Genomic DNA, 26237 nt, shown 5'->3' on the forward strand with positions numbered 1-26237 from the left:
AATTACCTCGCCGCACTCAGTAAAGTGTCAAAAATAGAACGTGCTGCAGACAATACTTGAGCTGATGCAGCATAAGATTGCTGAAAACGCAGCAAATTAGCCGCCTCTTCATCTAAGTTTACGCCAGATAATGACTCGTACCATGCCTCTGACTGCTGTGCTAAAGCATCAAATGCAGCACCATTGGTTTTTGCTTGACTGGTTACCACACCAATGTCGGTTACTAATCCGGCATACGCTTGGTTAAAGGTTTTATGGTTATCGGCATCTGAGCTTGAAACAACATTTTGGCGCACTAAGTCACCGTTTTGTAACTCAGCTAATTTTAAGCCATTGCGGTTATCGTCAAAGCCGCCTTTGTTAAACTCTAACGTAAAGCTATCGCCTGTGGCTGGCGAGCCTTCAATATCAAAGTCAAAACCATAACCGTCATAAGGAGCACCAAGGCCTGCCAAAACATTTTTACCTGGTGGTGCAATAGTAATTGGCACATTGGCGCCGTTTCCATCGCTAATTAAGTAATCATTTGTACCCGCGGCTTTAACAATGGTTATATCTCCATTAGCGAGTGCAGGAGGAGTGGTAGTTGTAAAGCCACCAGCGGTAACACTACTCACACTGCCAGCAGAAATAGCGCCGCTACCGGTGTTATTTATGTCATCGGCGGTGCGTATTGGCGATGCTAACGCTAGGTCTTCACCGCGCCCAGTGGCGAGGGTAATATTAGCTGCTGCTTCTGAATTGAGCTTAATTTGAAATTTATCGCCTTCATTTCCTACACCAGCCATAGTTAACTGCAAGCCAAATAAATCAACACCAGGGTTATTTGCCGAGTTAATTTCGCCGCCGACAAATGTTGCTGTTGTAGCAGCGCCTAATGGCTCACCTTTATTATCTACTGGCTGAATACTCACTTCGTTTGGGTTTGCGGTATAAGTCACAATAAAATCACTGGCAGGTAAATTACTGCCTTTGCCGGGCTCTACTGTTGCACTAACCCCTGCACCACCGGTATTAGCTTGATAGGCAAAGCCTTTTGCCGTAGGTATATTGAATAAATCGCCACCCAATTTACCGTTAGCATCCATTCCCAAGTGATTTTGCTGATTAAATGCATCAGCTAACGCTAAACCCATTTGGCCTATTTGATTTTGCGCAGGTACTAAAATATCGTCTCTGAAGGCAAGTAAACCACCTATTTTGCCTTTTAATTTACTGGCATCAACTTCAAGCGGCACGGCTTTGCCGCCGTTTACATCAAGCTTGAGCTCTTTAAAGTTAGGATCTGGATCGCCGGTTGTTGAAAATAAATTAAACGAACCATTTTGCATTACCACCGCTTCGCCTGTGCCCATAAATATGAGCTTTTCGCCGTTGGGGCCATCAAGTGTTTCTATGTCTATTAGCTTTGATAAGTCACGAATCGCTTTATCACGCTCGTTAAATGTTGAACTGGCGTCGGCGGCATTATTGGTGCCATTTACAGCAGCTATGTCTTGATTTAGTGTGCCAATTTTTTGAATCAATCCATTTGCTTCATCTGTAAAAATATCGAGCTGTTGATTAACCACATTTTTTTGATCCAATACAATCCCTGACAATCTATCCATTTGGTTTATTAAGTTTTCAGCGTCGGTCATAACTAAAGAGCGTGCAACTGTTGATGAGGGCTGATTAAGGGACTCTTGTACATTATTAAACAATGAGTTAATACTGGTTGATAAGCTATTAGACTCCTCAGAAAATAAGGTGTCAACACGGTTTGACTCAACCACAAATTGATCAAAAAATGTTTTGTTTGATGTATCTCGGTTTAGTTGTTTTTGAGCAAATTCATTCAGTAGTCGATATGTATTTCCCCGCCCTACCTGATTGTCGATCATGGTAGAATGCTCTGTGCGTTCACGCACATAACCATCTGTATTCACGTTGGCAATATTTTTACTTGTCGTTTGCAATAACTCAGAGTTTGCTCTTATTCCTGAATTAGCAATATTTAATAAATTAAACGACATGTTACTCTACTCCTTGGCGGATAACGCTTGTGGCGATATTCTTTAACTCGTTACTGTTAAGCACTCTTTTTATTTTGTCTGCATAGTTAGGGTCGGTTGCATAACCTGCTTGCTGTAGAGAGTCTAAAAATTTATGCGGCTTTGCTGTATTTTTTAATGCATCTTGATAGCGAGGGTTTTGTGTTAAAAAGTCCACAAAGTCATTTACGCTCTCTTTAATTGAGTCATACGCTCTAAAATTTGCCTGCTTTTTAACGGCTGTGCCATGTTCAAATTCAAGTGTTAGTTTACTGGCCTTTTCACCATTCCAACGATTATCAGCTTTAATATTAAATAAGTTATTGGAGCTATTGCCATCGCCCTTATTAATAATATGCTTACCCCAGCCGGTTTCTAATGCCGCTTGAGCGACCATAACCGCCGGATTTAAACCAATTTTTTTAGCCGCTGTTTTTGCGTGTTCCCACACTGTACTTACAAATTCCTCAGCATTTTCAAATGTGCCAGACGCTATGTTTTGTTCGCTTTTTTCAGTTGAATCAACGAGCGGCACTTTTTCAGTGACCTTTTGGTTTTCTTGATGAGGTAAGGTGCTACCCGCACGTTGGTCACTAAAGAAATCTGACGTTGTACGAAGAACAGAGCCTGGCATAAAGTTTTTTCCATCTGGCGATAGTTGCTGCACAATTAAATCTGCAAGCCCTAATGAGCCATTTGATGAAAGCTCTGTAGCCATCTGTTGGTCGTGCATTTCTTCAAAAAACTTCACGCCACTTGCATTAAATGGGCTTTCTTTGTCTTCAAAAGCCTCATTGGCTTTACGCATACTTTTCAGTAGCATTTGGGTGAAGATAGCTTCAAATTGTGCCGCCGCTTTTTTTAACGCCGCTTTAGATGCATCGGTTGATGCATCACCGCTGTTTAAAGCATCTCGACGCAAAGAGTCTAAGTTGCCTAAATCAAAAAAGTTTTGCTTATCTAGATGATTTGTTTCCATCAGCTTTTTGACACAATAATTAATAATACCTAGTTAAATGCAATAATTGAGCCAAGAGAAGTGAAAGGTTCTAGGTTCTAGGTTCTAGGTTCTAGGTTCTAGGTTCTAGGTTCTAGGTTCTAGGCAAAGATTAAACTAAGTGAGAGACGCGAGGTAAACTCGCTGCTACTTATTGTGAAAGGTTAAATTCAATGTTTATTGTTGTGGTAGCAGGGGCTTTATGCCGCGTCTTTTTTAGGTTAACTGTTAAAGACCCTAAATAGGGTCTTATAAAACTAAATTACAACAAGCTGGCCATTAATGGCGCCGGCTTCTTTAAGTGCTTCAAGAATCGCCATTAAATCGCCAGGGGCAGCGCCAACTTCATTAATAGCACGTACTAAATCGTCAAGGCTCACGCCAGGGTTAAACACAAATGCCCGTGAGTCATCTTGGTCAACGTCGATGATACTTTGGTTAGTAACAACAGTTTCCCCTTCACTTAACGCATTAGGCTGAGATACATTTTGCTGTTCTGCAATTGTAACCGTTAGGCCACCATGGGTAATTGCCGCTGCTTGTAACTTTACATTTTTACCTATTACTATAGTGCCTGTGCGTGAATTAACGATAATTTTTGCCGAGGTATCGGCTGGTTTAAACTCTAAATTTTCAAGCGTTGATAAATAAGCAACACGCTGTGATGCATCACGCGGAGCAATCACACGAATTGATGCGGCATCAAGTGCATGGGCACTATCAGGGCCAACCAACTCATTAATCGTTTGCTCTAAACGTTTTGCAGTAGTAAAGTCAGGACGGTTCAAATTAAAGGTAATGTAATCACCTTGCATAAAAGGACTGTTAATCGCACGTTCGACTGTTGCGCCGTTAGGAATACGCCCAACTGTTGGGGTATTCATTACAACGCGACTACCATCAAGGCCTTCAGCGCCTAAACCACCTACAATTAAACTACCTTGACCAATAGCGTATACGTTGCCGTCGACCCCTTTTAAAAAGGTTTGTAGTAAAGTACCACCACGTAAACTACCTGCACTACCAATAGATGATACGGTAATATCTATAGTTTGCCCGGGCTTTCTAAAAGGCGGTAGCTCAGCATGCACTGCAACCGCAGCCACGTTTTTAATTTTTAGTTTTAAGCTTGCCGGTAGCGTAATGCCAAAGCTGTTTAACATGCCTTTAAAGCTTTGCTCGGTAAATCGGTTTTGCTCGCCCGTACCAGGCTCGCCCGTACCAGGTAAGCCAACAACTAGGCCATAGCCTACTAATTGGTTTGAGCGTACGCCCTCAACCGTAGACACATCTTTAATGCGCTCGGCCATGGCAGGAAGTTGCCAGCCAAGTAACACCATTAAACAAAGAACTTTAAAACCATTCATGTTGAATGTCCTCTAAAAGGGAAACAATGAGCTACTAAAGAAACGCGTTAACCAACCCGGGCTTTGTGCCTCTTGAGTTTGACCCTTACCTGAATATTGAATTCGTGCATTAGCAATTCTATTTGACTGTACGGTATTATCTGCAGTTACATCTTGCGGGCGAACAAGCCCTTCAAGACGAATAAATTCTTCACCGGTGTTTAAGGTAAGCCACTTTTCACCACGGATCACTAAGTTACCATTGGGCAATACTCGCATCACATTGACCGATATATCACCAAACAAGCTATTTGACTGATTCGATCTAGAGTCACCTTTAAACGATGAATCACTGCCAATACCAAATTGGATACTATCGCCGCCAATATTAACTGGTAGTCCGCCTAAACCAATGACAGGGTCGAGGCTAGCATCTGTTTGTTTATCCGTTTCAGTTTTAGCTGCTTTTGATGATTGCGTTGATTCTTGCAGTTTAACTGTAATGATATCCCCGGTGCGTAAGGCTTTTTTGTCTGAATATAAATCGTTTGATAATTGTGTACTGAATAAAGAGCCAGTTGCTACCACTGGCTCCATATTAGGCTCAGGATACATAGGTGCATAGTAGGGATCGTCCTGCACTACTTCATTATTTTGTGTAGATACACAACCGCTTAACAGTAAAGTCCCTACTGCAAATAACATAATATTACGCATACAATCCCCCAAAACTATAATTGTTGATTGATGTAGCTCATCATTTCATCAACCGCTGAAATTACCTTTGAGTTCATCTCATAAACGCGCTGCGTTTCAATCAAATTCACCAACTCTTCGGTCACATTTACATTTGATGTTTCAAGTGAACCTTGAATAATTGTACCTAAGCCCTCAACCCCCGGGTTACCTTGAACAGGTGCACCACTTACTGCAGTTTCGGTATAAAGGTTTTGCCCTATAGGCTCAAGGCCCGACGGGTTAATAAAATCACTAATCGTGATCTGACCAATAACCACGTTTTCGGCCTGACCTTTAACGCGAACTGACACTTCACCATCTTGAGATACGGTGATCGACTGTGCATCGTCAGGTACATTCATTTCAGGCTGAACAACATAACCAGCGCCCGAGGTTACAACACGCCCGTCGCCGTCGGTAGTAAACTGGCCGTTACGCGAATAAGCAATATTGCCATCTGGTTGCAATACTTCAAAAAAGCCAGGACCTGAAATCATCCAATCTAATGAATTTTCAGTGGTGAGCATATTACCTTGCGAAAAGTTTTTTTGGTTAGCCACCACCTTAGTACCCGCGCCCAACATTAAGCCTGACGGCATTTCGGTGTCTTGCGATGAGCGACCGCCTGGTTGATTAATATTTTGGTAGAGTAAGTCCTCAAAAATAGCGCGGCTTTTTTTGTAACCCACTGTACTGGCATTCGCTAAGTTATTTGATATAACCGATATATCAGTTTGTTGAGCGTCAAGCCCTGTTTTACTTATCCATAATGCTGGATTCATAATAATATCCTCACGTTATAGTTAAACGATGCGCATCAGCTGTTCTTGACGTTCGTCAATCTCTTCAGCTGTTTTCATCAGTTTTACTTGTAATTCAAATTGGCGTTGGTGACTGATCATATCGACCATTTCATGCACAGGATTTACATTCGATTTTTCTAATGTGCCACCTAATACTTGTACATTGGCTGATGTTTCAACTATTTGGCCTGGTTTAGCTCTAAATAAGCCATCGTTACCCTTTTCGAGTGTAGCGTTGTTTGCATCAACTACTTTTAGGCGATCAACTTCTTCTAAAAAGTTAGCCGGTGCACCTTGAGGGCGAACTTGAATAGTGCCATCTTTGCTAAATTCAATTTTTTCAATCGGTACAGGTAATATGACTGGCCCACCTTCGCCAATAACTTGACGACCGTCGCTAGTAGTCAACATACCTTCAGCAGTTATATTTAACGAACCCACTTTTGTATAGGCTTCATTACCAGAGGCATCCTGAACACTCAGCCATGCGTTATCACTCATAGCAATATCAAGGCTGCGACCTGTTTCAACAACACCGCCCGATGCCATGTTTGATCCTGGGCGCTCCTGCATAGCAAAAACACGAGTCGGCAAACCTTCACCGAAAGCCTGCATTGATCGTGCTTGCGCAAAATCAGATTTAAACCCAGTGGTATTCGCATTTGCCAAATTATTGGCTTTAAGAGCAAGCCCTTGCATGCTTTGTTTAGCGCCAGATGCGGCTATGTAGACCATTTTATCCATAACATCGACTCATTAAGAAATCTATATATGGGTAAATGCAATATAAGTGCCAAATTAAATTAAAGCATGAATAAGATTTTAAGAGAGGAATAAAAAAGGCTGCACGTAGCAGCCTAAATAAATCAAAATATGATTATCTGATCTGAAGGATGTTCTGTTGAATAGTTGAGTTAACCTCAAGCGCACGAGAGTTTGCTTGGAAGTTACGCTGCGCACTAATCAAATCAACCAGCTCATTGGTTAAGTTTACGTTAGACTGCTCAAGAGCTGACGAATTAATGTTGCCTAGTGTGCCTGAACCTGGCTCACCCGCAATTGGTTCCCCCGAGGTCAAACTTTTTTTCCATGAAGTGTCACCTACTTGCTGTAGACCTTGCGAGTTTGAAAAGCGTACCATGGCAACTTGTCCCAAAAATGTTGAATCGCCGTTACTATAAGACGCCACTACTTTGCCGTCGGTGCCAATATCAATACCCGCTAAACGTCCTACTGTCGCACCATCTTGTTCAAGTGCTTTTACTTCAAAGCGACTTGCATATTGTGTTGGTACTTTATTGGCGGTTCCAGCCTGATCTCGCCAATTTATATCTATGTTAGCAGGAAAACTAGCTCCATTTGTTAACATATCAGATAACCCTGGTGTCCCTCCTCCACCGGCTACAATAGATAACGGATTAAATGTGTTACCTACATTAGGTGTTGTTGTGCCATTTACAGTTGTGGTCGAGGGTAAACCGCTCGAATCAAATTTAAACGTACTAATAGGCTCAAACGGAAGAGCTGCTGTTCCATCCTGTTCAACGCCATCACTACCAAAAGATTTGCCATCAAGCGTAGCATGTACATCCCATTGGTTTTCATCACCAGGGACTGATGGATCGTTCTTCACAAAGAAAAACTGAAGCACGTGAGGTTCACCCAAAGAATCATAAACAGTTGTTGATGTTGATGAATTGTATGTTGCGCTTTCAGTAGGATTAAAAGGAAGCGTTGGCGCATCTGCACGGGAGTCTAAATTAAATGAACTGTACACACTAGAGGTAGCACGTGGAGACCCGGACGAGTCTGGTATTTGTAGTGCTGAAGAGGTACTTAAGCTTACGGATGTTGTATCACCAGTTGCTTCGTCAACGGGGAACCCTTGTAAAAAATTACCCTTTGCATCAACAACAAAATTGTCTTTGTTTAATTTAAATGCCCCGGAGCGTGTGTAAGTAAAATCTTGAGCGCCTAAATCTTGACTCATGGCAAAATAACCCTCACCCGTAATCGCTAAATCAAGTGAGTTATTAGTAAACTGCAACGAGCCTTGGTGAAACTGCTGGGCAACCATAGTGGTTTGTACACCATCACCATTTTTCGTTTTACCGGCGCTAAATACTGATGATGCGTATACATCAGCAAATTCAGCGCGAGACTCTTTAAAGCCCGTGGTATTTACGTTGGCAATATTATTGGCGGTAACATCTAAATCTTTTTGTGCGGCAGCAAGGCCTGTTAATGCAATATTGAAGCTCATAATTAACCTCTAACCTAAAAAATATTTAGCCTATTGGCTAAAAAATACATAAAATCTATTACGCGATTTCTGCGACATCAGTCAGCCTAACCGCACCTTCTTTGGTATTAATAATAATGCCGCTTGAGCCATTAATATTAACACTCTCAATATTTTTGAATGTAGCTAATGGGAGGCTTGAAAATTCCCCATTTGTACTACCTTCGGCCGCTACATTGTATTCACCAGGAGGTAGACGCTCACCGTCTTCATTGGTACCATCCCATGCAAAGCGGATAGCTCCTGCAGGCTGAGTGCCTAAATCTATAGTTTTAACCAATTGCCCTGATGCATCTTCAATGCGAATCATTAAACTATCGACTGGCTTTTCAGCTACAACAGAACCTCTTGATTCACCCGACTCATTAAGCTCCAGTGTATCCGACTCCAACAAAGCTTGTTTGCCAACCAGTGTTGATGCTTGCAATGCTGAATTTGATGTCATCGACGCAGCTAAAGACTCAAAGTTAGAGTTTAAATTTGAGATCCCTTCAGCCATGGTAAAGTTTGTCATTTGTGCAATCATCTGATCGTTATCAGCTGGTTTGCTGGGATCTTGATATGACAACTGCTGTGTTAACAACGAAAAGAAATCTTCTTGGGTTAACGCATCACTCTCATCTTTTTTTGGCACTTGCTTATCTTGCCAACGTAAAGAGTCCATGTAGGATGAAGAAGTACTAATATCGTTACTCATGAGCTACCCTCAGTTACCGCTGACCTAACAGCAGTGTTTTACTTAACATTTGCTTAGCTGCATCAGCAACTTGAACATTTGTCTGATAAGAGCGAGAAGCAGAAATCATATTTGCCATCTCCTCAACAACATTCACGTTGGGTTTGTAAATATATCCATTTTCATCCGCACTCGGGTGATTTGGGTTATATTCGATTTGTAGTGGTTTATTACTTTCAACCACTCCTAACACTTTTACACCAACGGCAGAGCCCTGTGGGTTGCTTGCTGACGCTGACGCTTTTGTTAGCTCCGCAGCAAATACAGGTTGTCGCGCTCGGTACGTCTCATTTTGTGAAGAGCTAATTGTATTGGCATTAGAGATATTACTTGCCGTGGTATTTAATCGCACGTTTTGCGCGCTCATACCCGAACCTGCAATATCAAACACATTATATAAACTCATAATTAGGCTCCTTGACTACCGAGGGCTTTTTTCAGGCCTTTAAATTTACCATTAAGAAACTGGACACTGGCCTGATACTCCATAGCATTCTGTGTATACAAGTTCCGTTCCACTTGTATATCAACAGAGTTGCCATCACCTGTATCTGTTTGATTTGGCGTACGAAATAGTTCATTACTAGCTACACTACGGGTACCACCGGCAATGTGTTTTTCATTGGTTCTTACCATGGTATTGCCGCTTAGTTGGTTGGACTTTGCCGTTTTTAATGCTGAGGCAAAGTCGATATCTTTTGCTTTATAGCCGGGCGTATCAGCATTTGCGATATTAGTAGCGAGCATTTCTGCTCTTTGCGAACGGATCAACATCGCATGCGGATGCACGCCTAATGCTTTATCAAAACTGATAGCCATAACTACCTCCAAAAAATTGACTCAGTACCGATAAAGCAATAAATGAGCCAGCAGTGAAAATAGTGATGATAAAAACAAAAAACGACGCAATAGGCGTCGTTTAGAGGAGGGATAATATATTAATGAAGGTCATTTCTTTTGATAAATGATACCAGGGTTACAACGCACCATATCAAAGTCAGTACTTAAACCAGACATAGACTCCGACGCACCTAAAAATAAATACCCCTTAGGGTTAAGTGCTTGAGAGAATTGTGCAATTATTTTGGCTTTCACCTCAGGTGAAAAGTAAATTAAAACATTACGGCAAAATATAATATCGAACTTACCCATTAAAGCGTACGAATCGAGCAAATTTAAATGCCTAAAGCTCACTTGCTTTTTCAATGAATCAACCACTTTTGCCATACCATTGCCGCTGTCTTTAAAAAACTTTTTACGACGTTCAGCAGAGAGTCCGCGAGCCAATGCCAATGCATCATATTCAGCATGTTTACACATATCAAGCATGGTATTTGATATATCTGTACCAATTATTTGTGCACCCATTTTTAAAACACCAGGGCTGCTGGATTGAAACTCAGCAACCGACATCGCTATTGAGTAGGGTTCTTGTCCTGATGAGCTCGCCGCAGACCATATTTTTAATGGCCTATTTAACGTTTTAAACTCAGGGAATAATCTGGTTTTAAGTAACTCAAACGGATACTGATCTCTAAACCACAATGTCTCATTGGTTGTCATGGCATCAACAACGGCTGCGCGCAACTGGCGCTCATGCACACCGAGAGTTTTACTTACCAATTCAGACAACGATTCAACATTAAATCGAGACATTAATGGTGCCAAACGGCTCTTTACCAAATACTGCTTATTTTCACCTAAAACAATACCGCACTGTTGTTCTAAAAATAAGCGAAATTGATCGTATTCGTTTTGCTGCAAATCTTTATTAGTCAAATCAATAACACCTATGTTTATTAATCACGATGAACCCATTTATTAACGGCTGTTGCAAGCTCGTCTGGGTTAAATTTTGCAATAAAATCATCTGCTCCTACTTTTTCAATCATCGCTTGATTGAAAACACCACTCAATGATGTGTGTAAAATCACATGTAGTGGCGCAAGTTTAGGATTAGCTTTGATTTCTGCAGTCAGCGTGTAACCATCCATTTCTGGCATTTCTACATCAGAAATGAGTAGCCCTACTCGCTCTGTAATATCATTTACGCAATCGAGCTCTGCAATTTCTTTTAATCTTATTAAAGCTTCTTTACCATTTTTAGCCAACTCAATTGTTACACCTAATGGTTCCAATGCTCGTTTTACTTGATTTCGCGCAACAGCCGAATCATCAGCAATAAATACTATTCTCTCGCCTAAATCTTTTTGTATATTACCTTGCGAGGCAACATCATCGCTCACGGTAGTATTAACTGGGCAGATTTCGTTTAAGATTTTTTCTACGTCGAGTATCTCAACGAGCTCATTTTCAATTTCAGTGACGGCTGTTAAATAAGAATAACGACCCGCTCCTGACGGCGGTGGCATTATTTTTTCCCAGTTCATGTTAACTATACGCTCAACACCACCTACTAAGAATCCTTGCACTGTACGGTTATACTCAGCAATTATTATAAAGCCATCTTCGATGCTTTTTATTGGGCGCCCGCCTACGGCCATAGATAAATCAATCACCGAAATAGTTTGTCCACGAATATGTGCTACGCCACGGATATAAGTGTTAGATTTCGGCATGCTAGTCAATGGAGGGCATTGAAGAACTTCTCTTACCTTGAACACATTAATACCAAAGCGCTGACGCCCATTAAGCTTAAATAACAATAATTCCAAGCGGTTTTGCCCAACCAACTGTGTACGTTGGTTTACTGAGTCTAAAATGCCGGCCATTTAAATCTCCTAAGAAAACAAATATAAGGAACGATAATTGCTTTCAATTAATAAAGCGTCATAACACAACGGGGGCGTCTAAATTCTGACACAAAATATTTATACCCTGTTTGCAACCATAAGCATAGTCGAAACATTATGAGTTTATTCAAAAAAACCAGAAGATACAGTGTTTTTTATTTTCTTGCTAGCCTCTGCTTCGCTTTGCCACTAAAGGCACAAGTATTTAGTAAAGAGTTATTGCAAGAAATAGCTGTATCTTATGTTGCTCAAAAAGCAGTGACTACAAATGATAACAAAATACAGTTCAGTGCATTACCGTTAGATAGCCGCATACCTGATCGCCATTGTAACTCAGAACTAGCGCTAGCAACCCCAAGTGAGCCCCCATTTAATCGTCAGGTCACCATTCAGATAAAATGCAACGATAATGAGAACTGGGCACAATACGTGCACGTTAGAATCACTGAATCAGCACCGGTTGTAGTTGCAACTACTAACTTAGCACGAGGTGAAGTGATTACTCCATCCCATTTAAGTATTGATATGCGCCCTGTGCACTTTATACGTGTTCAGTATCTTGATGACCCTGCACTACTTATTGGTAGCCGCAGCAAACGTAATATTCGTGAAGGTATGCCAGTACTACTTAATCAAATTTGTATGGTATGCAAAGGCGACTCTGTCAACATTTTTGCCAACATTAAAGGGTTAAGAGTAAAAACCACGGGTGTTGCATTAGAGGATGGCACCTTGGGTGAACAAGTACGAGTAGAAAACAAAAAGACAGGTAAAGTTTTAAATGCGCGTGTAGATGGTGTAGAGTCAGTTCAGGTAAATATTTAATATAAATTTATGCTAAAGTATCTTTAATAAATGCCGATATGAAGGCATCAGTTGGGTAATAAATGGGCTTTTATTATGGTCGGTCAAGTAAATAAATCAAATCAACAACCGAGTGTTTTAACAAACACTCAACAGCAAAAAGTTGATTTAAAAAGAGATAATGCAAATACACAGGCTGCACAAACGCCTTCACCTAAAGCTGCAAGCGATTCGGTGAGCTTAACACCGCAAGCTAAGCAATTAAAATCGTTACAAGAGAAAGCGCAGCAGTCTTCTGATTTTGACAGTAACAAAGTTGCTGAGCTTAAAAAAGCGATTACTGAAGGCAAGTATCAAATAGACAGTGAGAAACTTGCCAAAAATTTAGCAGACTTCGAGTTTAATGTTTATGGCTGATCACAATAGTTTAATTACGATTAAACTAAATGAGCAAATTACTTGCTTAACAAAACTGAGCGAGTTACTCACTCAGGAGCTTACTGCGATTGCATCTCGAAGAGGCGAAGGTTTAAAAGAAATTGCCCAACAAAAAATGTCTTTTTTAACCAGTATAAGCACCCTTGATAAAGAACTCAGCAAACTAATTGCCAGTAATGATCAGCAAACAGATGAAAACGCTGACTTAATAAAGCTAACTCGAGAAAAGCTTGAGCAGTGTCAAAAACAAAATGAAGTTAACGCTCACGCAGCGCACCAGGCACAGTTAAGTGTTAAGCAACTGAAAGGTATTTTAATTGGTGCACCTTCGTCTATGACCTACGATCAAGCCGGTAGCGTAGTTAATACTGACAACAGCATTGTGCGTAACCTAAAAGCCTAAAGAATACTCATAAAAAACGCCTAAACGAATATTCGTTTAGGCGTTTTTTATGAGTAATAATTTGTCGGTTAGTAATAACTTGTCGATTAGTAATAAGTGACCTTTTTCACTTCCCGTGGTTTTATCTCACCGATGTACAAGTCGTGTACGCGCTTCATATTAAGCTCAAGCTCAGTAATATACATATCATTAACAGCATAAGTTTTTATAATTTGCGCGCCTTTTATAATACCTTGCACTTTACTCTGTAAATAATCATCTTGGGCAACAGAGCCTGCGACGGTTGTGCCAGCGGTAATTTTTTGCCCGTACACTTGTTCCGTTAGTTCGCGGTATGCTTCTAGCTTGGAGGCTTTAATTGCCATAAGCTGTTTTTGAGTGTCATTACTTCCCGACTGTAAACTAATGGGCGCGTACCCTATTGCTTTTAATACAGGGTAATTATTTGGCTCAACATATTTATATTCAACGTGCTTATCAAATATATTGCTACAACCGCTTAACGTTAAGCAGCCTAATGTGATCATTAATGGCATTACTCGCATCATACAGGGCCTTTAAAAACTAATTAAACTCAGTTATGCACGTTTAATGCCAGTGATACCTATATTCTGTAACAACAAATAATAGTGGTACATTACTTGCTGAGACTCATTAACGCTAACGTTTAATTGGAGTAAGAGTATGAAATCGTTTTTAAAAGCAGTATTGGCAGGATTAAGCACCACTGCTGTATTAACGTTTTCACCTTTTACCCACGCTCAGTGGTATGAGTCTACAGGCCATGCGGTTATTCAAAATAGCGACATTCCCGGTGCAAAGGCCGCTGCAATAAAAGATGCGATTACCCAAGCCCTTGTATTCTCTGGTGCGCGGGTGAGCTCGGTGCAAACACTTGTTGATGGTGTTTTAACCCAAGATCAGCTAAAAATAAGTAGCCAAGGCGAAATTCAAAAAATAGAGCTCGTTAGCGAAAACCGCAGTAGTGATGAGTTTGCAATTACCTTACGCTTAGATATCTTTGCGCAAACAGAGCAATGTCCACAAAGTAACTTTAATAAGTTTATAGCTGTCACGCAAAGCCAACTAACAAATCGTGAACAAGCGAGAATGGGTCAAATATTTGACATTAACAAAGCAGTCAGTAAAAACATTTATACCTCGTTGCAAAAATCAAAAATGAGTGCAATACCCGTTGCCTATTTCAACAAAGCTATAAAGGTTGATACCTACTTTAATCAACAGCATGACTATTCAAACAGTCAGTTAGAAGAAATTTCATCACGCAGCAACGCGCAATATGTGCTGTTAAGTCAAATAACCAGTTTATCTACCAGCGATAAACTCAATAGCGACTATGCGTTTTGGCAAGATGAAAGCTATCAGCGCCACTACCAAATAGAGTTTAGCTTATTTAATGGCACCACTTATGAGCCGTTATGGCAAAATAGCTATCAAAGCCAAGCAATTTGGCCATTTGAAAAAACAGCCATTATTGATGTAAATAGTAATCGGTTTTGGCAATCACCTTTTGGCCAAAGCATTAGTGATATAAACCAAACCTTAAGTTACGACCTACAAGCTGCCATGGCCTGTCTACCTACTCAAGGTAAAATAATGCATATGGAAAATAATAAATTAGTGATTAATTTAGGTAAGGCTCATGGCTTAGAAAAAGGCCAACAACTGAGTATTGCCCATCATAATTATTTAACCGACGCACAAGGCAACACTATGCCGCATACCATCACTACACTTAACCGTATACGAATTGAACAGCTTTATCAGCACAGCGCTATTGCCGTTAGTATTAATGATCAGCCTTTGCCGGGCGTACAAATTAATGACATTGTAGAGATTGCCGAGCAATAGCCGCATGTAAAATGCTAAAGCGCCTCGCTTAGTTTAGCCTTTAAATTAGAGTGGGCGCTTAACCAATCTGCTAACTGCTCAACCCCAGATAAGTGCGGGTAATGCTTTCTGCATGCAAACACAATATTACGTTGTTGATTAGGAAAAATAGGCAAATAATGAATACCCACTCGTGGTATTGCTGCAAGTTTTGGCACAAATGTAATTCCATCATCCATCGCCACCAGCGCTAATAAAGTCTCAAGGCTATTTCCTTGATACTGGCTGGAAACATCGACCCCTGCCGAAAAACAAAACTGCTGGGCTTGATCTTTAAAGCAATGGCCATCACTTAACATTAGTAGGTTGCAACCTTGCAGGTCTTGCAGTGCCACTTTTTTATGCTTACACAATGCGTTATCGCTTGATACGGCAACTAAAAAGTCTTCTTTATATAAATCAATGGTATGGTAACTTTTAAGTTCAGGTACATCCGCTAAAATTGCAAAATCCACCTCGCCACTTTCTAGCGCAGCTAAAATAGTGGTTGTTTGCATTTCAGTAAACGAAAACTGGCTATTTATAAACGCTGCTTTCATTGATGTTAGTAGCGTAGGTAATAAATAAGGCGCAATCGTTGGAATAATACCAATGGTAAGCTTACCCTGCAGTGGTTCATTAGATGTTGCTGCCAGCTCTTTTAATATTTGTGTTTGCTCTAAAACGACAGCTATTTGTGTCAATAAACGTTCACCTTTGGCAGTTAAGGTAACGTGCTTGGTAGAGCGATCAAAAATAATAACACCCAATTCTTGCTCAAGCTTTTTAATTTGCCCGCTTAAAGTAGGCTGGCTTACAAAACAGGCATCGGCCGCTTTACGAAAATGCTTATAGCGGGCAACCGCTTTGACATACTCTAAATCTTTTAAGTTCATATTCACACTCAACCTGGTAGTTTACATCTATCAGTTTAATACAAACAAACGATTGGAACTATATTTAAATACTCGCCATAATGGCTATCAACAAATCAAGAGGAACTAAAAAACATGTTAAACAATATTGAAGGTCAAACAATCCCAAACGTAACATTCGCAACGCGTCAAAACGACGAATGGAAATCAGTGACTACAGACGACATTTTTAAAGGTAAAACGGTTGTTGTATTTTCACTACCAGGTGCATTTACACCTACGTGTTCATCAACGCACTTACCACGCTATAACGAACTAGCTGGCGTACTTAAGCAAAATGGCGTTGATGACATTGTTTGTGTATCAGTAAACGATACCTTTGTAATGAACGCATGGGCTGAACATCAAGAAGCGCAAAACATTACCTTACTACCAGATGGTAACGGCGAATTTACTGACGGCATGGGTATGCTAGTTGATAAAAACGATTTAGGTTTTGGTAAGCGCAGCTGGAGATACTCTATGCTGGTTAAAGATGGCGTAGTAGAGAAGATGTTCATCGAACCAGATTTACCAGGCGACCCGTTTGAAGTATCAGACGCTGACACTATGCTTGATTACATCAACCCAACTCAAGTAAAACCAGAGGCGGTTACTCTATTTACTAAGCCTGGCTGCCCTTTCTGTAAAAAAGCAAAAGAGCTACTTACAGCTAAAGGCTTTGCTTTTGAAGAAATCGTAATGGGTGCTGGCGCATCACTTACCAGCCTTAAAGCGGTATCGGGCCGTGAAACCGTACCACAAGTATTTATTGGCGGTAAGCACATTGGTGGCTCAGACGACCTAGAAAAATACTTTGCTTAATTAAGTAAATAAAACAGGGGCTGCAACGCCCCTGTTTACTAAAGGAAAAACACTATGAAAGAATTGCAAACCGACGTTGTTGTTATAGGTGCAGGTACCGCTGGTTTAAGTGCCTATCGTAATGCTAAACAATTTACTCAAAACGTACTTATGATTGAATCTGGCCCATACGGTACAACCTGCGCACGTGTTGGTTGCATGCCAAGTAAATTATTGATTGCCGCAGCAGAAGCCGCCCATTCAATAGAAATGGCCCCTGCCTTTGGTGTTCACAGCTCAAAACCGGTTATTGACGGTAAAGCCGTTATGGCACGAGTAAAAAGTGAGCGCGATCGCTTTGTAGGATTCGTAGTAGAAGCGGTAGATGAAATACCTAGCGAAGATAAAATTCGTGGCTATGCACAATTTTTAGACGCCAACCGCGTACAAATAGACGACCACACCATTATTACTGCCAAACGCTTTGTAATTGCAACGGGTTCACGCCCTTCTTACCCAGGCGTATTTAATAACTTTGGCGACCGACTGATTATAAATGACGATGTATTCGACTGGGATGATTTACCAGAATCAGTAGCCGTATTTGGCCCAGGTGTTATAGGCCTTGAAATTGGCCAAGCGTTACACAGATTGGGTGTAAAGGTAAAACTATTTGGTGTAGGTGGTGCCATAGGTCCATTAACCGACCCAGTAGTTAAAGATTACGCTAATACCGTATTTGCAGAAGAATTTTATGTTGATACCGACTCAAACGTATCTGACATGAAAAAAGTTGGTAATAAAGCAGAGCTCACCTACACCAACAAACAAGGCGTTAAACACACTGAACAATTTGACTACGTGCTGGCTGCAACAGGGCGAGTACCAAACACAGATAAACTAGGGTTAGAAAACACCGGCATAGACCTCGATGAACGTGGCGTACCAACGGCCGATGCCCATACTATGCAATGTGGCGACTCAAACATATTTATTGCCGGCGATGCCAGTAACATGATCCCACTGCTTCACGAAGCATCCGATCAAGGAACAATCGCAGGGCAAAACGCAGGCCGCTACCCTCATGTACGTGCGGGTTTACGCCGCGCTAAAATTGCCGCTGTGTTTAGCGACCCACAAATAGCCATGGTTGGTGAAAGCTTTAAAGAAATTAGCCAACGATTAGGAAGCTGTGACTGCTTTGAAATAGGCGAAGTCAGCTTTGAAAACCAAGGCCGTAGCCGCGTTATGCTAAAAAACAAAGGCCACATGCGTGTGTATGCCGAGCACGGCACCGGCTTATTTTTAGGTGCTGAATTTATTGGCCCTCAAGCAGAGCACATTGCTCATTTATTAGCATGGGCTGTACAAAACAAAATGACTGTACCACAAATGCTTGATATGCCTTTTTATCACCCTGTTATTGAAGAAGGCCTACGCACTGCACTACGTGATTTAAACGCTAAATTAAAATTTGGCCCAGACATTATTAACCATTGTATGGAATGTGGCCCAGGCGCATAACACATCACTAATACACACTTGCTACTCAAAGCCAAAACCATTGTTTTGGCTTTTTTTATGTTAAAAACTGGTATATAAAATGGAGTTTAAACTGCTACACTCAGATTAATAAACAAACAAAAATGGACCGAAAATGAGCAATAATAAATATAGACTTGTCACTCGAAGCGATTTTGACGGCCTAGTGTGTGCCGTATTACTTAAAGATTTAGATTTAATCGACGATATTTTATTTGTGCATCCAAAAGACATGCAAGACGGTAAAATAGCCATTACCAGCAACGACATTACCACTAACCTCCCCTATGTTGCCGGTTGTCATATTGCATTTGATCACCACTTGAGTGAAACCGTTCGTAACGCAAGCGATATAAAAAATCACATTATTGACCCAGATGCGCCCTCTGCGGCACGCGTTGTTTATGACTATTATGGTGGCGTTGAAAAATTCCCTAATATTTCAACTGATATGATGGAAGCGGTTGATAAAGGGGATTCGGCACAATTTACAAAAGACGAAATTTTAAACCCAACAGACTGGGTACTGATGAACTTTATTATGGATGCACGCACAGGGCTTGGCCGTTTTCGTGAATTCAAAATTTCTAATTACCAGTTAATGATGAAGTTAATTGACGCCTGTAAAGATCACAGCATAGAACAAATACTAGCAATGGAAGATGTTGCCGAGCGCGTTGCTTTATACCATGAACATAACACACAGGCTAAAGAGCAAATAGACCGCTGCTCATCAGTACACGACAACTTAGTGGTACTTAATTTAACCGAAGAAGAGACCATATTCGCCACTAATCGCTTTGTTATTTATGCCATGTTCCCCGAGTGTAATATCTCAATTCATAAAATGTGGGGGCTTAAAAAGCAAAATGTGGTGTACGCCATTGGTAAATCAATCACCAACCGCAGCTCCAATACTAATGTTGGCGAGTTATGCCTTAAATACGGGGGCGGCGGCCATTTAAATGCCGGTACTTGCCAAGTAGACACTGACAAAGCTGAGCAGGTATTGAGCGAGCTGATTGCTACAATTACTAGTGATGGCTGAGTTATAGCTTCGGGGTTCGGGGTTCGGGGTTCGACAAAGTACTTTATAAAGCGGGTTAATTGATAGCTCGCTTTTTTATTATGCAGAATTTAATGGAGGGCTTCTTTGAGCGATAACCGGACATTGAGGTGAGTTGTCATTTACTTAGTAAGAAAGAAGAAAACTTTCCTCTTTTTTATACGCCCAGATAAGCTAAAATAATAATAGAAGCTCATGAGATATGGACGTTTTCGCGCTAGAATAGGGGAAAATGTCCTCTGATAAAGTTGTTATATGAATAGGAGCTTTCAATGGACGAGGTAGTCAAAAATCGCTTCGAAGAATATCCCGAAAAAGTTCGGCTACGACTTGAGGAGTTACGAACTTTAATCCTCAAGCTTGCATCCGATTTGGAGCTAGGTGAAGTCGAAGAGTCACTGAAATGGGGTGAGCATAGTTATAGTGTAAAAACAGGCAGCCCAATTAGAACTGATTGGAAGTTGAAATCGCCAAACCAATACTACTTGTTCTTCAACTGCCAAACTAAGTTAATCGATACATTTAGAGAGCTGCACAATGACACACTCGAATTTCAAGGTAATAGAGCAATCGTATTAAGTTTATCGAGTTCGTTTCCTGAGGCGGAAATCAAGAACTGCTTAGAGCTAGCTTTAACCTATCAGCAGCGAAAGCATTTGCCACTTTTAGGCGCGTAATAGGTAATCACATATAAGGTACTAAACCCGCACCTTTCGGTCACTACCCGTTAGCTTAGCGTTACTAATGTCCGCAATTAGCACTCAGCCGATAGTCGGTATAGAGTGGTTTAACTTACAGTGTAAGGCAGTTGTCTCTGGTAAATTTATCATTTTTGTCGGATGGCGTGGCTCCGCCACTTATCCGACCTACGCCAAAATGTAGGTTGGTTAAGCCGAAGGCGCCACCCAACAAGCTTTCAAATTCACTTTTTATCCGAACGGCACAAAGCTGACATTGCTACAAATATACTACATATAGTTGATATAGAAACAAAGAAAGAACATAACTCATTGATTTAATTGGTAGCCCCTGCAGGAATCGAACCTGCAACTGCCCCTTAGGAGGGGGCCGTTATATCCATTTAACTAAGAGGCCACATCAAGCTTACAGCTTACAGCTTACAGCTTACAAAAATTATAACGGCATCTGGTTTTTTATATCAAGTATCAAATTAAGTTAATTGCTTGATAAATATATATCTTCTTTATTTAGTACGTAAAGCGGTATAAATGTTCGGCTGCTGGCGGCAAGGCGCTTATTTTCAATATTTATTACGCGAGCGTTAATAACAACCCCATCTGCACGGTAAATTAATGTACCCGATAAAACATGGTTGGCTATATTCGTACCTGCAAGCTTGCGAGTGTTTCGGGTGAATGCAAAGTCGCCTTGTTCATTAACGGTAATTAAATTGGCTGTTTTAAAATCAACGGCGCTATAACCAAATTTTTGCAGCTGGTGTATAAAGGTTTCTGATAACTGATTACCTAACTGGCTTGCTGTAGTTAAACTTGCATCTAAATCAACGAACGAAGTCACCGCAATCGCTGCATCTTGCGGGGCAACTTGCATGGTGTCGGTTAAATCCAGTGCCATTTGCTCTACGTAGTTAACTAAACTTTTATGATGCTTGTTTGGGTTAAACTGCGTTGTATCGGCGTATTGTTCTTGCTCGTCATTTTGCTGCATTTGCGCCATGATCTGGTTAAAATCAAGATTGCTTACCACTTTTTGCTCAGGCTCAGCGGGTTCAGTCATGTTAGATTCACCAAGTAAATTACAGCCTGAAAGTAATAATGATAATGCACTTATGCTAATTAAAGCTGAGCGCTTAGCTAAGTTAGCCATGATAAACCTCACTTACTCGCTTGTTTTAGCATGATGCCATCAGCACTGTTACTGCTATTTAACGCGTCGATCACTGATTGCGGAATAAAACCCTGTGCAGAGCCTACAACCGCTTTACTCGCTAAACCAACAATACGTGCGTTTACTAGTATGCCACCTTGGTGGTTTACTAGCGTGCCGGCTAATACGTAACTAAAATTTTGTTCTTGGTTAAGCTCTAAGTAGTCGCGACTAAAAACAAAATCGCCGCCAGGTGTTACACGCATATAATCGGTGGTTTTAAAATCGATTACCGGCACACCAAAATTATGCAGCTCATGCATAAAGCTCTCTGCTATTTGGTTACCCACTAAGTTGGCATTGTTGTAGTCACGGTCTAAAAAAACAAAGCTTGATACCGCTAATGGCGTTTTAGTATTTACGTACTGTAAATTTTCAGCCATGTCTTGCATGATGCCACGCACATAATGATTAATATTTTTACGTGTTGGCGTGTTAACTTGTTTGTTTTTATTCATCACTGCGGCTTTATTTTGATACAGCGAGTCGCTTTGTGTTGGTGCAGCTACAGGGCGTTGCTCAAAAAACATAGGCGCATCGTCGGTAATTTGTGTGTCACTATGGTTTGTCATTTGTGAACAACCAAAGCCCAGTGGCAAACATAAAGTTAATAGTAGGCGTTTCATGTGTGCTCCTAATTAATATTCACTGCGGTAAATGTAGTCACCGCGCTGCTGTATTTTTTCATTGCTCCACATCACATTGATTGGAATTTCAGTACTGCTGGCAGATACAACTTGGTTGGTTTGCATATTTACCATTCGTGCATTAACAATATAAGCATGCTCTTGGCGAGTTAAAGTACCGGTGATGACAAAGTCAATAATCTGACGCTGCTTTAAATTGCTAGTATTGCGGCTAAGTACTGAGTCTGCACTCGCTGATAAGTTAAGTTGGTTTTCAAGCCGATATTCAACCGTGTTATAACCTAATTGGGTGAACTGGGTTATTAAGCTTTCCTGAATCTGCTGGCTAAGCCCTGCCCCCTGCCCTTGAGCAACGTGAGAACCAAGGGCATCTGCTAAATAAAAGCTACTGACCGCAATTGAAGCAGTGCTTTTAAAAGGCTCTTTGATATGGCTGAGCTGAGCACTCAAGCTATTTACATACTGGCTCACCGTATAGGGTGCCATGACCGCTTTAGGCGCATCAGTGCTTATACTTGGCTTTGGCTGGGGTGTTAAGCTACAGCCCGCTAAATTTAATAATAGTAAGGGTAACAAAAGGCGCATAGTTGCCATCCTCTAAAAACATAATAGTTATAAAGCAATTATTATGCCTAATACCCTAGATACATATTTATTTTAATGGCTGTTGGGTGTAATGGCTCACAATGCAGTTGATTTGGCGCTGTTTAAGTCTATCGCAATCAGCAGCGGCATTGGCTTGATTTTGATAAGCTCCAAGCTTTAAACGGTAGTAAGTCATGCTACTCACGTTGATAGTTTCTACATTCGCCACAAACTCCCCCTCAAATAACGAAGATGCGCTGGCTTTTATTTGATTTAAACTTTGGCTAAGTCGGTCTTTGTCGGTAACGGCTGCAACTTGGAGGGCAAACAGCGCTTCAACGGCTCAGGTATGGCATCAATATCTGTTTGTGCAGAAAGAGCTTGAATCAGTAATGATAAGTCCTCTTCCATGGTGCTTAAACGCGCTATTTGCTCTTTGTTGTTATCCCATTGCTCTAAGTAAGGTTTTATATCTTTTTCACGCACAAGCTTGTCGCTTTGTGAGTCGGCGGGCATTAGCTGGTTGCTACAACCAGCTAATGCAAATGGTATTAGTAATATTATTAAACGAAGTTTCACTTTAAAGCACCTATTGCAAAAAAACTAGCTCTAGCTATTATGCAATAAAAGCGCCAAATTAATAATTTATAATCTAATTGGTTTGTCAGTGTAGTTACTCACAAAACAATCAACTTTATAGAATTTAAATACCTCACAATCATCCTCAGCACTTTTAAAGTTATAGTATTCACCTAACTTTAATCGATAATAGGTTTTGTTATTGACCTTGGTTTTTTCAATGTTTGTCGTGATTTTATCCTTAAACAAAGGCGCTGCTTTTTTGTTAATGTGCTTCCACTCTTTAACAACACTTTCTTCTGAATCGAGTGACGCAACCTGCAATGCAAATACTTTTTTGTTGGTATCAACCATTGCCACTTTTGTTAGCTTCGATGTTTGAGGGAATACTTTTTTCTTTACAATTGAGTTCGTTGCTTTCACAGGCAAACTAACAGCGTGCTTACTGTAGCTTTTTGAAGGGGCTGTAATCATTTTTGTAGACACGCTAGCATAGCGACTACTGTGTCGCTGATTGTATGGAGCGTCCCCTTTAGAGGATTTTGCGTAGCGATTACTATACCTTTGCCTTGGTCGTTCAACTTTATCTGAAGTGCTTGCGTAATTATTACCATATCTAAGATTTGGCGGCGCTTTTGTGTTTATTACTGAGCGAGCATAACGATTGCTAATAGCCTGATTAGATTGCGCTATTGCTTTACTGTTAATAATATCTAGGTGATCAACTAAATATGTGAGCTCACGTTCTAACTTTAATAGTCGCTCTATACCAGAACGTGCTTGTTGCCATTGCAAGGCTGCATCTTTTAGCTGTGCTAGCTCAAGTGCGGTGATAGTTACATATTCAGGGGAATCTTTAACTTCTTCATTTAACGTAGTTTTATCTGGCGATACAGTACAGCCACTCCCAATTAACATGAGTAACGCTATAACCAGATATCGGTGATACTTTATGCTGTATTCACACATTGATTGTTTCTCTTTCAATAGTTTAGACCGCTCAATTAAGTCAATTTTCAATTGAATCAATAAAGCACGTTAACAACAAAACAACTTGGGTTAACATAAAGATTACAATACAATGTTAAATATGTCTGTATAACTGCAAAAATAGTGATAATTTAAAATACTAAAAAAACTATTTTACAATCAAAAAAAGCGCCATATAGGCGCTTCTAATAATGATAAGTTTATTTAAATTAACGTTTTAATAAACGTTTTAAGCTCACCGGCGAATTCATCACGACGAAGAGCAAATTCAATGGTTGCTTTTAAATAACCAATTTTACTGCCACAATCATGGCTTCGGCCTTTCATTGCGTAGGCATCTACTTTTTCATCTTGCATAAGCATGGCTATTGCATCTGTTAGCTGAATTTCATCACCAGCACCTTGAGGGGTTTTAGCCAGTAATGGCCAAATATTTTTACTCAACACGTAACGACCAACCACAGCAAGGTTTGAAGGTGCCTCGTCAACGGGTGGCTTTTCTACCATACTCTTAATGGGTGAGCTTTCACCTTGGTTTAACTCAACATCACCTAAATCCACGACACCAAATTTATCTACGTCATCTTTAGGAACTGGTTCAACCATAATTTGACTGTGTTTAGTTTGCTCAAAGCGAGTAATCATTTCAGCTAAGTTGTCTTTTGTTAAATCACTTTCCACTTCATCGATAATAACGTCGGGTAAAATAACCACAAAAGGTTCATTGCCAATAATAGGGGCGGCACAGTTAATAGCATGGCCTAGGCCTTTTGCTTCACCTTGACGTACATGAATAATCGTCACGTCGTTAGGGCAAATAGACTGTATTTCGGCAAGTAATTGCCGCTTTACACGTTTCTCTAATGTTGCCTCTAGTTCAAAGCTGGTATCAAAATGATTTTCAATCGAGTTTTTACTCGAATGGGTTACTAACACTATCTCTTTGATGCCAGCGGCAACCGCTTCGCTAACAACGTATTGAATGAGTGGACGGTCTACAACGGGCAGCATTTCTTTTGGAATTGCTTTAGTGGCCGGTAACATACGTGTTCCAAGGCCGGCTACGGGGATCACTGCTTTCATTATGCTCTCCTTATTTTTTAAACTGAAAATGGGTACTGAATCGCTTCATGGCATTGATAGCCAACCACCTCAAAATCATCACGTGTTACCCATGTTTCTATATCTTCGAGTGACTTAATCTCTGGATTAATTTTTAATTGAGGAGAAGCAAATGGCTCGCGCTTTAATTGCACATCTCGCATTAAATCTAGCTGATTTTCGTAAATGTGGGCATTGGTGATTTTATGATATGCCTTACCTGCTTTGTGGCCAGTAATTTGTGCAACCAGTGCCAATAAAACAAAACATTGAATTTGATTAAAGTTTAGACCTAGCGGTACATCACAACTTCGTTGGTACGAGGTTAAATACAGGGTATCGCCTAGTAATGAAAAGGTATGTGTATGCATGCATGGGCGCAAGCAGCCAAGCTCAAACTCACCTGGGTTGTAAAAGGTAATAATTTCGCCGCGATCATCAATGCCATTTTTTAAATTATTGATGACCTTTGCCAGTTGATCCAGTGTTGAACCATCAGGGCGTTGCCAGCCTCGTCCTTGCACGCCATAAACGCGCCCCATATCATCCTCACCTTTACGGTTAGGATTATTGAGCCAGGCACTATTTTCATTGGCGTTAGCATCCCAGGTTTTACAGCCAATACTACGAAACTGTTCAGCACTGTCATAGCCTCTTAAATAACCTAATAATTCAGCAATAGCCGCTTTGTAATAGCTTTTTCGCGTGGTGATCATTGGGAACTGATTATTAGCCACATCGTATTCTAAATCAGCGTTTATAACCGTTAAACAACGTGTACCGGTGCGTTTATTTTCAACCCATTGTCCTTGGTCAACAATGCGCTGACATAATTCTAAATATTGTTTCATCTAACTT

At 40.7% G+C, this 26237-nt stretch carries 30 protein-coding genes and 1 tRNA gene; 8 read left to right on the forward strand and 23 right to left on the reverse strand.

Annotation, left to right across the window (positions count from 1 at the left end; translation table 11 throughout):
- Positions 1 to 2: 2 nt before the first annotated feature.
- The 12 genes from flgK to QMA00_RS00490 all read right to left on the reverse strand — a co-directional run bounded on the left by flgK (position 3) and on the right by QMA00_RS00490 (position 11687).
- Positions 3 to 2015, reverse strand: coding sequence for a flagellar hook-associated protein FlgK (gene flgK, locus QMA00_RS00435; RefSeq protein WP_290155442.1), 2013 nt, complete (start codon positions 2013 to 2015; stop codon positions 3 to 5).
- A gap of 1 nt (position 2016) precedes the next feature.
- Entirely contained in the window at positions 2017 to 3012 is a 996-nt protein-coding gene (gene flgJ / locus QMA00_RS00440; RefSeq protein WP_290155444.1) for a flagellar assembly peptidoglycan hydrolase FlgJ, read from the reverse strand.
- A 275-nt stretch (positions 3013 to 3287) separates the two neighbouring features.
- Positions 3288 to 4397, reverse strand: coding sequence for a flagellar basal body P-ring protein FlgI (locus tag QMA00_RS00445; protein WP_290155445.1), 1110 nt, complete (start codon positions 4395 to 4397; stop codon positions 3288 to 3290).
- A gap of 12 nt (positions 4398 to 4409) precedes the next feature.
- Positions 4410 to 5093, reverse strand: a complete 684-nt coding sequence (flgH, locus tag QMA00_RS00450) for a flagellar basal body L-ring protein FlgH (RefSeq protein ID WP_290155446.1) — start codon at positions 5091 to 5093, stop codon at positions 4410 to 4412.
- Between the two features lie 14 nt (positions 5094 to 5107).
- The gene (gene flgG, locus QMA00_RS00455; RefSeq protein WP_010387879.1) at positions 5108 to 5896 is read right to left on the reverse strand and encodes a flagellar basal-body rod protein FlgG; all 789 of its coding nucleotides are present in this window, start codon (positions 5894 to 5896) and stop codon (positions 5108 to 5110) included.
- A gap of 21 nt (positions 5897 to 5917) precedes the next feature.
- Complete coding sequence (locus QMA00_RS00460) at positions 5918 to 6661, reverse strand: flagellar basal body rod protein FlgF (RefSeq protein WP_076920629.1); 744 nt, start codon at positions 6659 to 6661, stop codon at positions 5918 to 5920.
- Positions 6662 to 6794: 133 nt separating this feature from the next.
- Positions 6795 to 8180 (reverse strand): flagellar hook protein FlgE, encoded by a 1386-nt coding sequence (gene flgE, locus QMA00_RS00465; RefSeq protein ID WP_033104114.1) that lies wholly within the window; start codon positions 8178 to 8180, stop codon positions 6795 to 6797.
- Between the two features lie 58 nt (positions 8181 to 8238).
- Positions 8239 to 8916 (reverse strand): flagellar hook assembly protein FlgD, encoded by a 678-nt coding sequence (locus QMA00_RS00470; protein WP_076920630.1) that lies wholly within the window; start codon positions 8914 to 8916, stop codon positions 8239 to 8241.
- A 13-nt stretch (positions 8917 to 8929) separates the two neighbouring features.
- A complete protein-coding gene (flgC, locus tag QMA00_RS00475; protein ID WP_013465593.1) occupies positions 8930 to 9361 on the reverse strand; it encodes a flagellar basal body rod protein FlgC in 432 nt (143 codons plus the stop codon).
- A 2-nt stretch (positions 9362 to 9363) separates the two neighbouring features.
- A complete protein-coding gene (gene flgB, locus QMA00_RS00480) occupies positions 9364 to 9774 on the reverse strand; it encodes a flagellar basal body rod protein FlgB (protein WP_076920631.1) in 411 nt (136 codons plus the stop codon).
- Between the two features lie 129 nt (positions 9775 to 9903).
- Positions 9904 to 10734, reverse strand: coding sequence for a protein-glutamate O-methyltransferase CheR (locus QMA00_RS00485; protein ID WP_033104115.1), 831 nt, complete (start codon positions 10732 to 10734; stop codon positions 9904 to 9906).
- Between the two features lie 20 nt (positions 10735 to 10754).
- Positions 10755 to 11687: a chemotaxis protein CheV gene (locus QMA00_RS00490; RefSeq protein WP_076920632.1), complete on the reverse strand. Its 933-nt coding sequence runs from the start codon at positions 11685 to 11687 to the stop codon at positions 10755 to 10757.
- Between the two features lie 138 nt (positions 11688 to 11825).
- On the opposite strand from QMA00_RS00490, the gene flgA reads away from it, so the two are divergent.
- From flgA to flgN, 3 genes are all read left to right on the forward strand, one after another.
- The gene (gene flgA / locus QMA00_RS00495; RefSeq protein ID WP_076920633.1) at positions 11826 to 12533 is read left to right on the forward strand and encodes a flagellar basal body P-ring formation chaperone FlgA; all 708 of its coding nucleotides are present in this window, start codon (positions 11826 to 11828) and stop codon (positions 12531 to 12533) included.
- 75 nt (positions 12534 to 12608) lie between these two features.
- The gene (gene flgM / locus QMA00_RS00500; protein WP_036983407.1) at positions 12609 to 12929 is read left to right on the forward strand and encodes a flagellar biosynthesis anti-sigma factor FlgM; all 321 of its coding nucleotides are present in this window, start codon (positions 12609 to 12611) and stop codon (positions 12927 to 12929) included.
- Positions 12922 to 13353, forward strand: a complete 432-nt coding sequence (flgN, locus tag QMA00_RS00505; protein ID WP_013465599.1) for a flagellar export chaperone FlgN — start codon at positions 12922 to 12924, stop codon at positions 13351 to 13353. Before flgM ends, flgN begins: the two co-directional genes overlap by 8 nt.
- Before the next feature lie 86 nt (positions 13354 to 13439).
- On the opposite strand, the gene QMA00_RS00510 is transcribed toward flgN, so the two are convergent.
- Positions 13440 to 13898, reverse strand: a complete 459-nt coding sequence (locus tag QMA00_RS00510) for an LPP20 family lipoprotein (protein WP_010387855.1) — start codon at positions 13896 to 13898, stop codon at positions 13440 to 13442.
- 139 nt (positions 13899 to 14037) lie between these two features.
- Between QMA00_RS00510 and QMA00_RS00515 the strand changes: the two genes are divergently transcribed.
- Positions 14038 to 15225 (forward strand): flagellar assembly protein T N-terminal domain-containing protein, encoded by a 1188-nt coding sequence (locus tag QMA00_RS00515; RefSeq protein WP_013465600.1) that lies wholly within the window; start codon positions 14038 to 14040, stop codon positions 15223 to 15225.
- Between the two features lie 14 nt (positions 15226 to 15239).
- On the opposite strand, the gene QMA00_RS00520 is transcribed toward QMA00_RS00515, so the two are convergent.
- Complete coding sequence (locus QMA00_RS00520; RefSeq protein WP_076920634.1) at positions 15240 to 16139, reverse strand: LysR substrate-binding domain-containing protein; 900 nt, start codon at positions 16137 to 16139, stop codon at positions 15240 to 15242.
- A gap of 114 nt (positions 16140 to 16253) precedes the next feature.
- Between QMA00_RS00520 and QMA00_RS00525 the strand changes: the two genes are divergently transcribed.
- From QMA00_RS00525 to QMA00_RS00540, 4 genes are all read left to right on the forward strand, one after another.
- The gene (locus tag QMA00_RS00525) at positions 16254 to 16982 is read left to right on the forward strand and encodes a glutathione peroxidase (protein WP_008466566.1); all 729 of its coding nucleotides are present in this window, start codon (positions 16254 to 16256) and stop codon (positions 16980 to 16982) included.
- Positions 16983 to 17036: 54 nt separating this feature from the next.
- Positions 17037 to 18485, forward strand: coding sequence for a dihydrolipoyl dehydrogenase (locus tag QMA00_RS00530; protein WP_076920635.1), 1449 nt, complete (start codon positions 17037 to 17039; stop codon positions 18483 to 18485).
- A gap of 133 nt (positions 18486 to 18618) precedes the next feature.
- On the forward strand, positions 18619 to 19551 hold the full coding sequence (locus QMA00_RS00535) for an exopolyphosphatase (protein ID WP_076920636.1): 933 nt from the start codon (positions 18619 to 18621) through the stop codon (positions 19549 to 19551).
- Between the two features lie 290 nt (positions 19552 to 19841).
- Positions 19842 to 20246 (forward strand): DUF1801 domain-containing protein, encoded by a 405-nt coding sequence (locus QMA00_RS00540; protein WP_054201741.1) that lies wholly within the window; start codon positions 19842 to 19844, stop codon positions 20244 to 20246.
- 343 nt (positions 20247 to 20589) lie between these two features.
- On the opposite strand, the gene QMA00_RS00545 is transcribed toward QMA00_RS00540, so the two are convergent.
- The 9 genes from QMA00_RS00545 to QMA00_RS00585 all read right to left on the reverse strand — a co-directional run bounded on the left by QMA00_RS00545 (position 20590) and on the right by QMA00_RS00585 (position 26230).
- A tRNA-Arg gene (locus QMA00_RS00545) sits at positions 20590 to 20664 on the reverse strand.
- An 81-nt stretch (positions 20665 to 20745) separates the two neighbouring features.
- Positions 20746 to 21417, reverse strand: coding sequence for a FlgO family outer membrane protein (locus tag QMA00_RS00550; protein WP_076920637.1), 672 nt, complete (start codon positions 21415 to 21417; stop codon positions 20746 to 20748).
- Positions 21418 to 21425: 8 nt separating this feature from the next.
- Entirely contained in the window at positions 21426 to 22103 is a 678-nt protein-coding gene (locus QMA00_RS00555) for a FlgO family outer membrane protein (RefSeq protein ID WP_076920638.1), read from the reverse strand.
- Positions 22104 to 22115: 12 nt separating this feature from the next.
- Complete coding sequence (locus QMA00_RS00560) at positions 22116 to 22709, reverse strand: FlgO family outer membrane protein (RefSeq protein ID WP_076920753.1); 594 nt, start codon at positions 22707 to 22709, stop codon at positions 22116 to 22118.
- A gap of 67 nt (positions 22710 to 22776) precedes the next feature.
- Positions 22777 to 23040 carry an SPOR domain-containing protein gene (locus QMA00_RS00565; RefSeq protein WP_076920639.1) on the reverse strand — a complete coding sequence of 88 codons (264 nt, stop codon included), beginning with the start codon at positions 23038 to 23040 and terminating at the stop codon, positions 22777 to 22779.
- Entirely contained in the window at positions 22983 to 23288 is a 306-nt protein-coding gene (locus tag QMA00_RS00570; RefSeq protein ID WP_249928742.1) for a hypothetical protein, read from the reverse strand. Before QMA00_RS00570 ends, QMA00_RS00565 begins: the two co-directional genes overlap by 58 nt.
- Before the next feature lie 66 nt (positions 23289 to 23354).
- Positions 23355 to 24206 carry an SPOR domain-containing protein gene (locus tag QMA00_RS00575; protein ID WP_175610025.1) on the reverse strand — a complete coding sequence of 284 codons (852 nt, stop codon included), beginning with the start codon at positions 24204 to 24206 and terminating at the stop codon, positions 23355 to 23357.
- 276 nt (positions 24207 to 24482) lie between these two features.
- On the reverse strand, positions 24483 to 25361 hold the full coding sequence (galU, locus tag QMA00_RS00580; RefSeq protein WP_076920641.1) for a UTP--glucose-1-phosphate uridylyltransferase GalU: 879 nt from the start codon (positions 25359 to 25361) through the stop codon (positions 24483 to 24485).
- 17 nt (positions 25362 to 25378) lie between these two features.
- Positions 25379 to 26230: a thymidylate synthase gene (locus tag QMA00_RS00585; protein WP_010387816.1), complete on the reverse strand. Its 852-nt coding sequence runs from the start codon at positions 26228 to 26230 to the stop codon at positions 25379 to 25381.
- Between the last annotated feature and the right edge of the window lie 7 nt (positions 26231 to 26237).

The sequence above is a fragment of the Pseudoalteromonas sp. APC 3694 genome (assembly GCF_030407565.1).
Lineage (GTDB): Bacteria > Pseudomonadota > Gammaproteobacteria > Enterobacterales > Alteromonadaceae > Pseudoalteromonas > Pseudoalteromonas tetraodonis.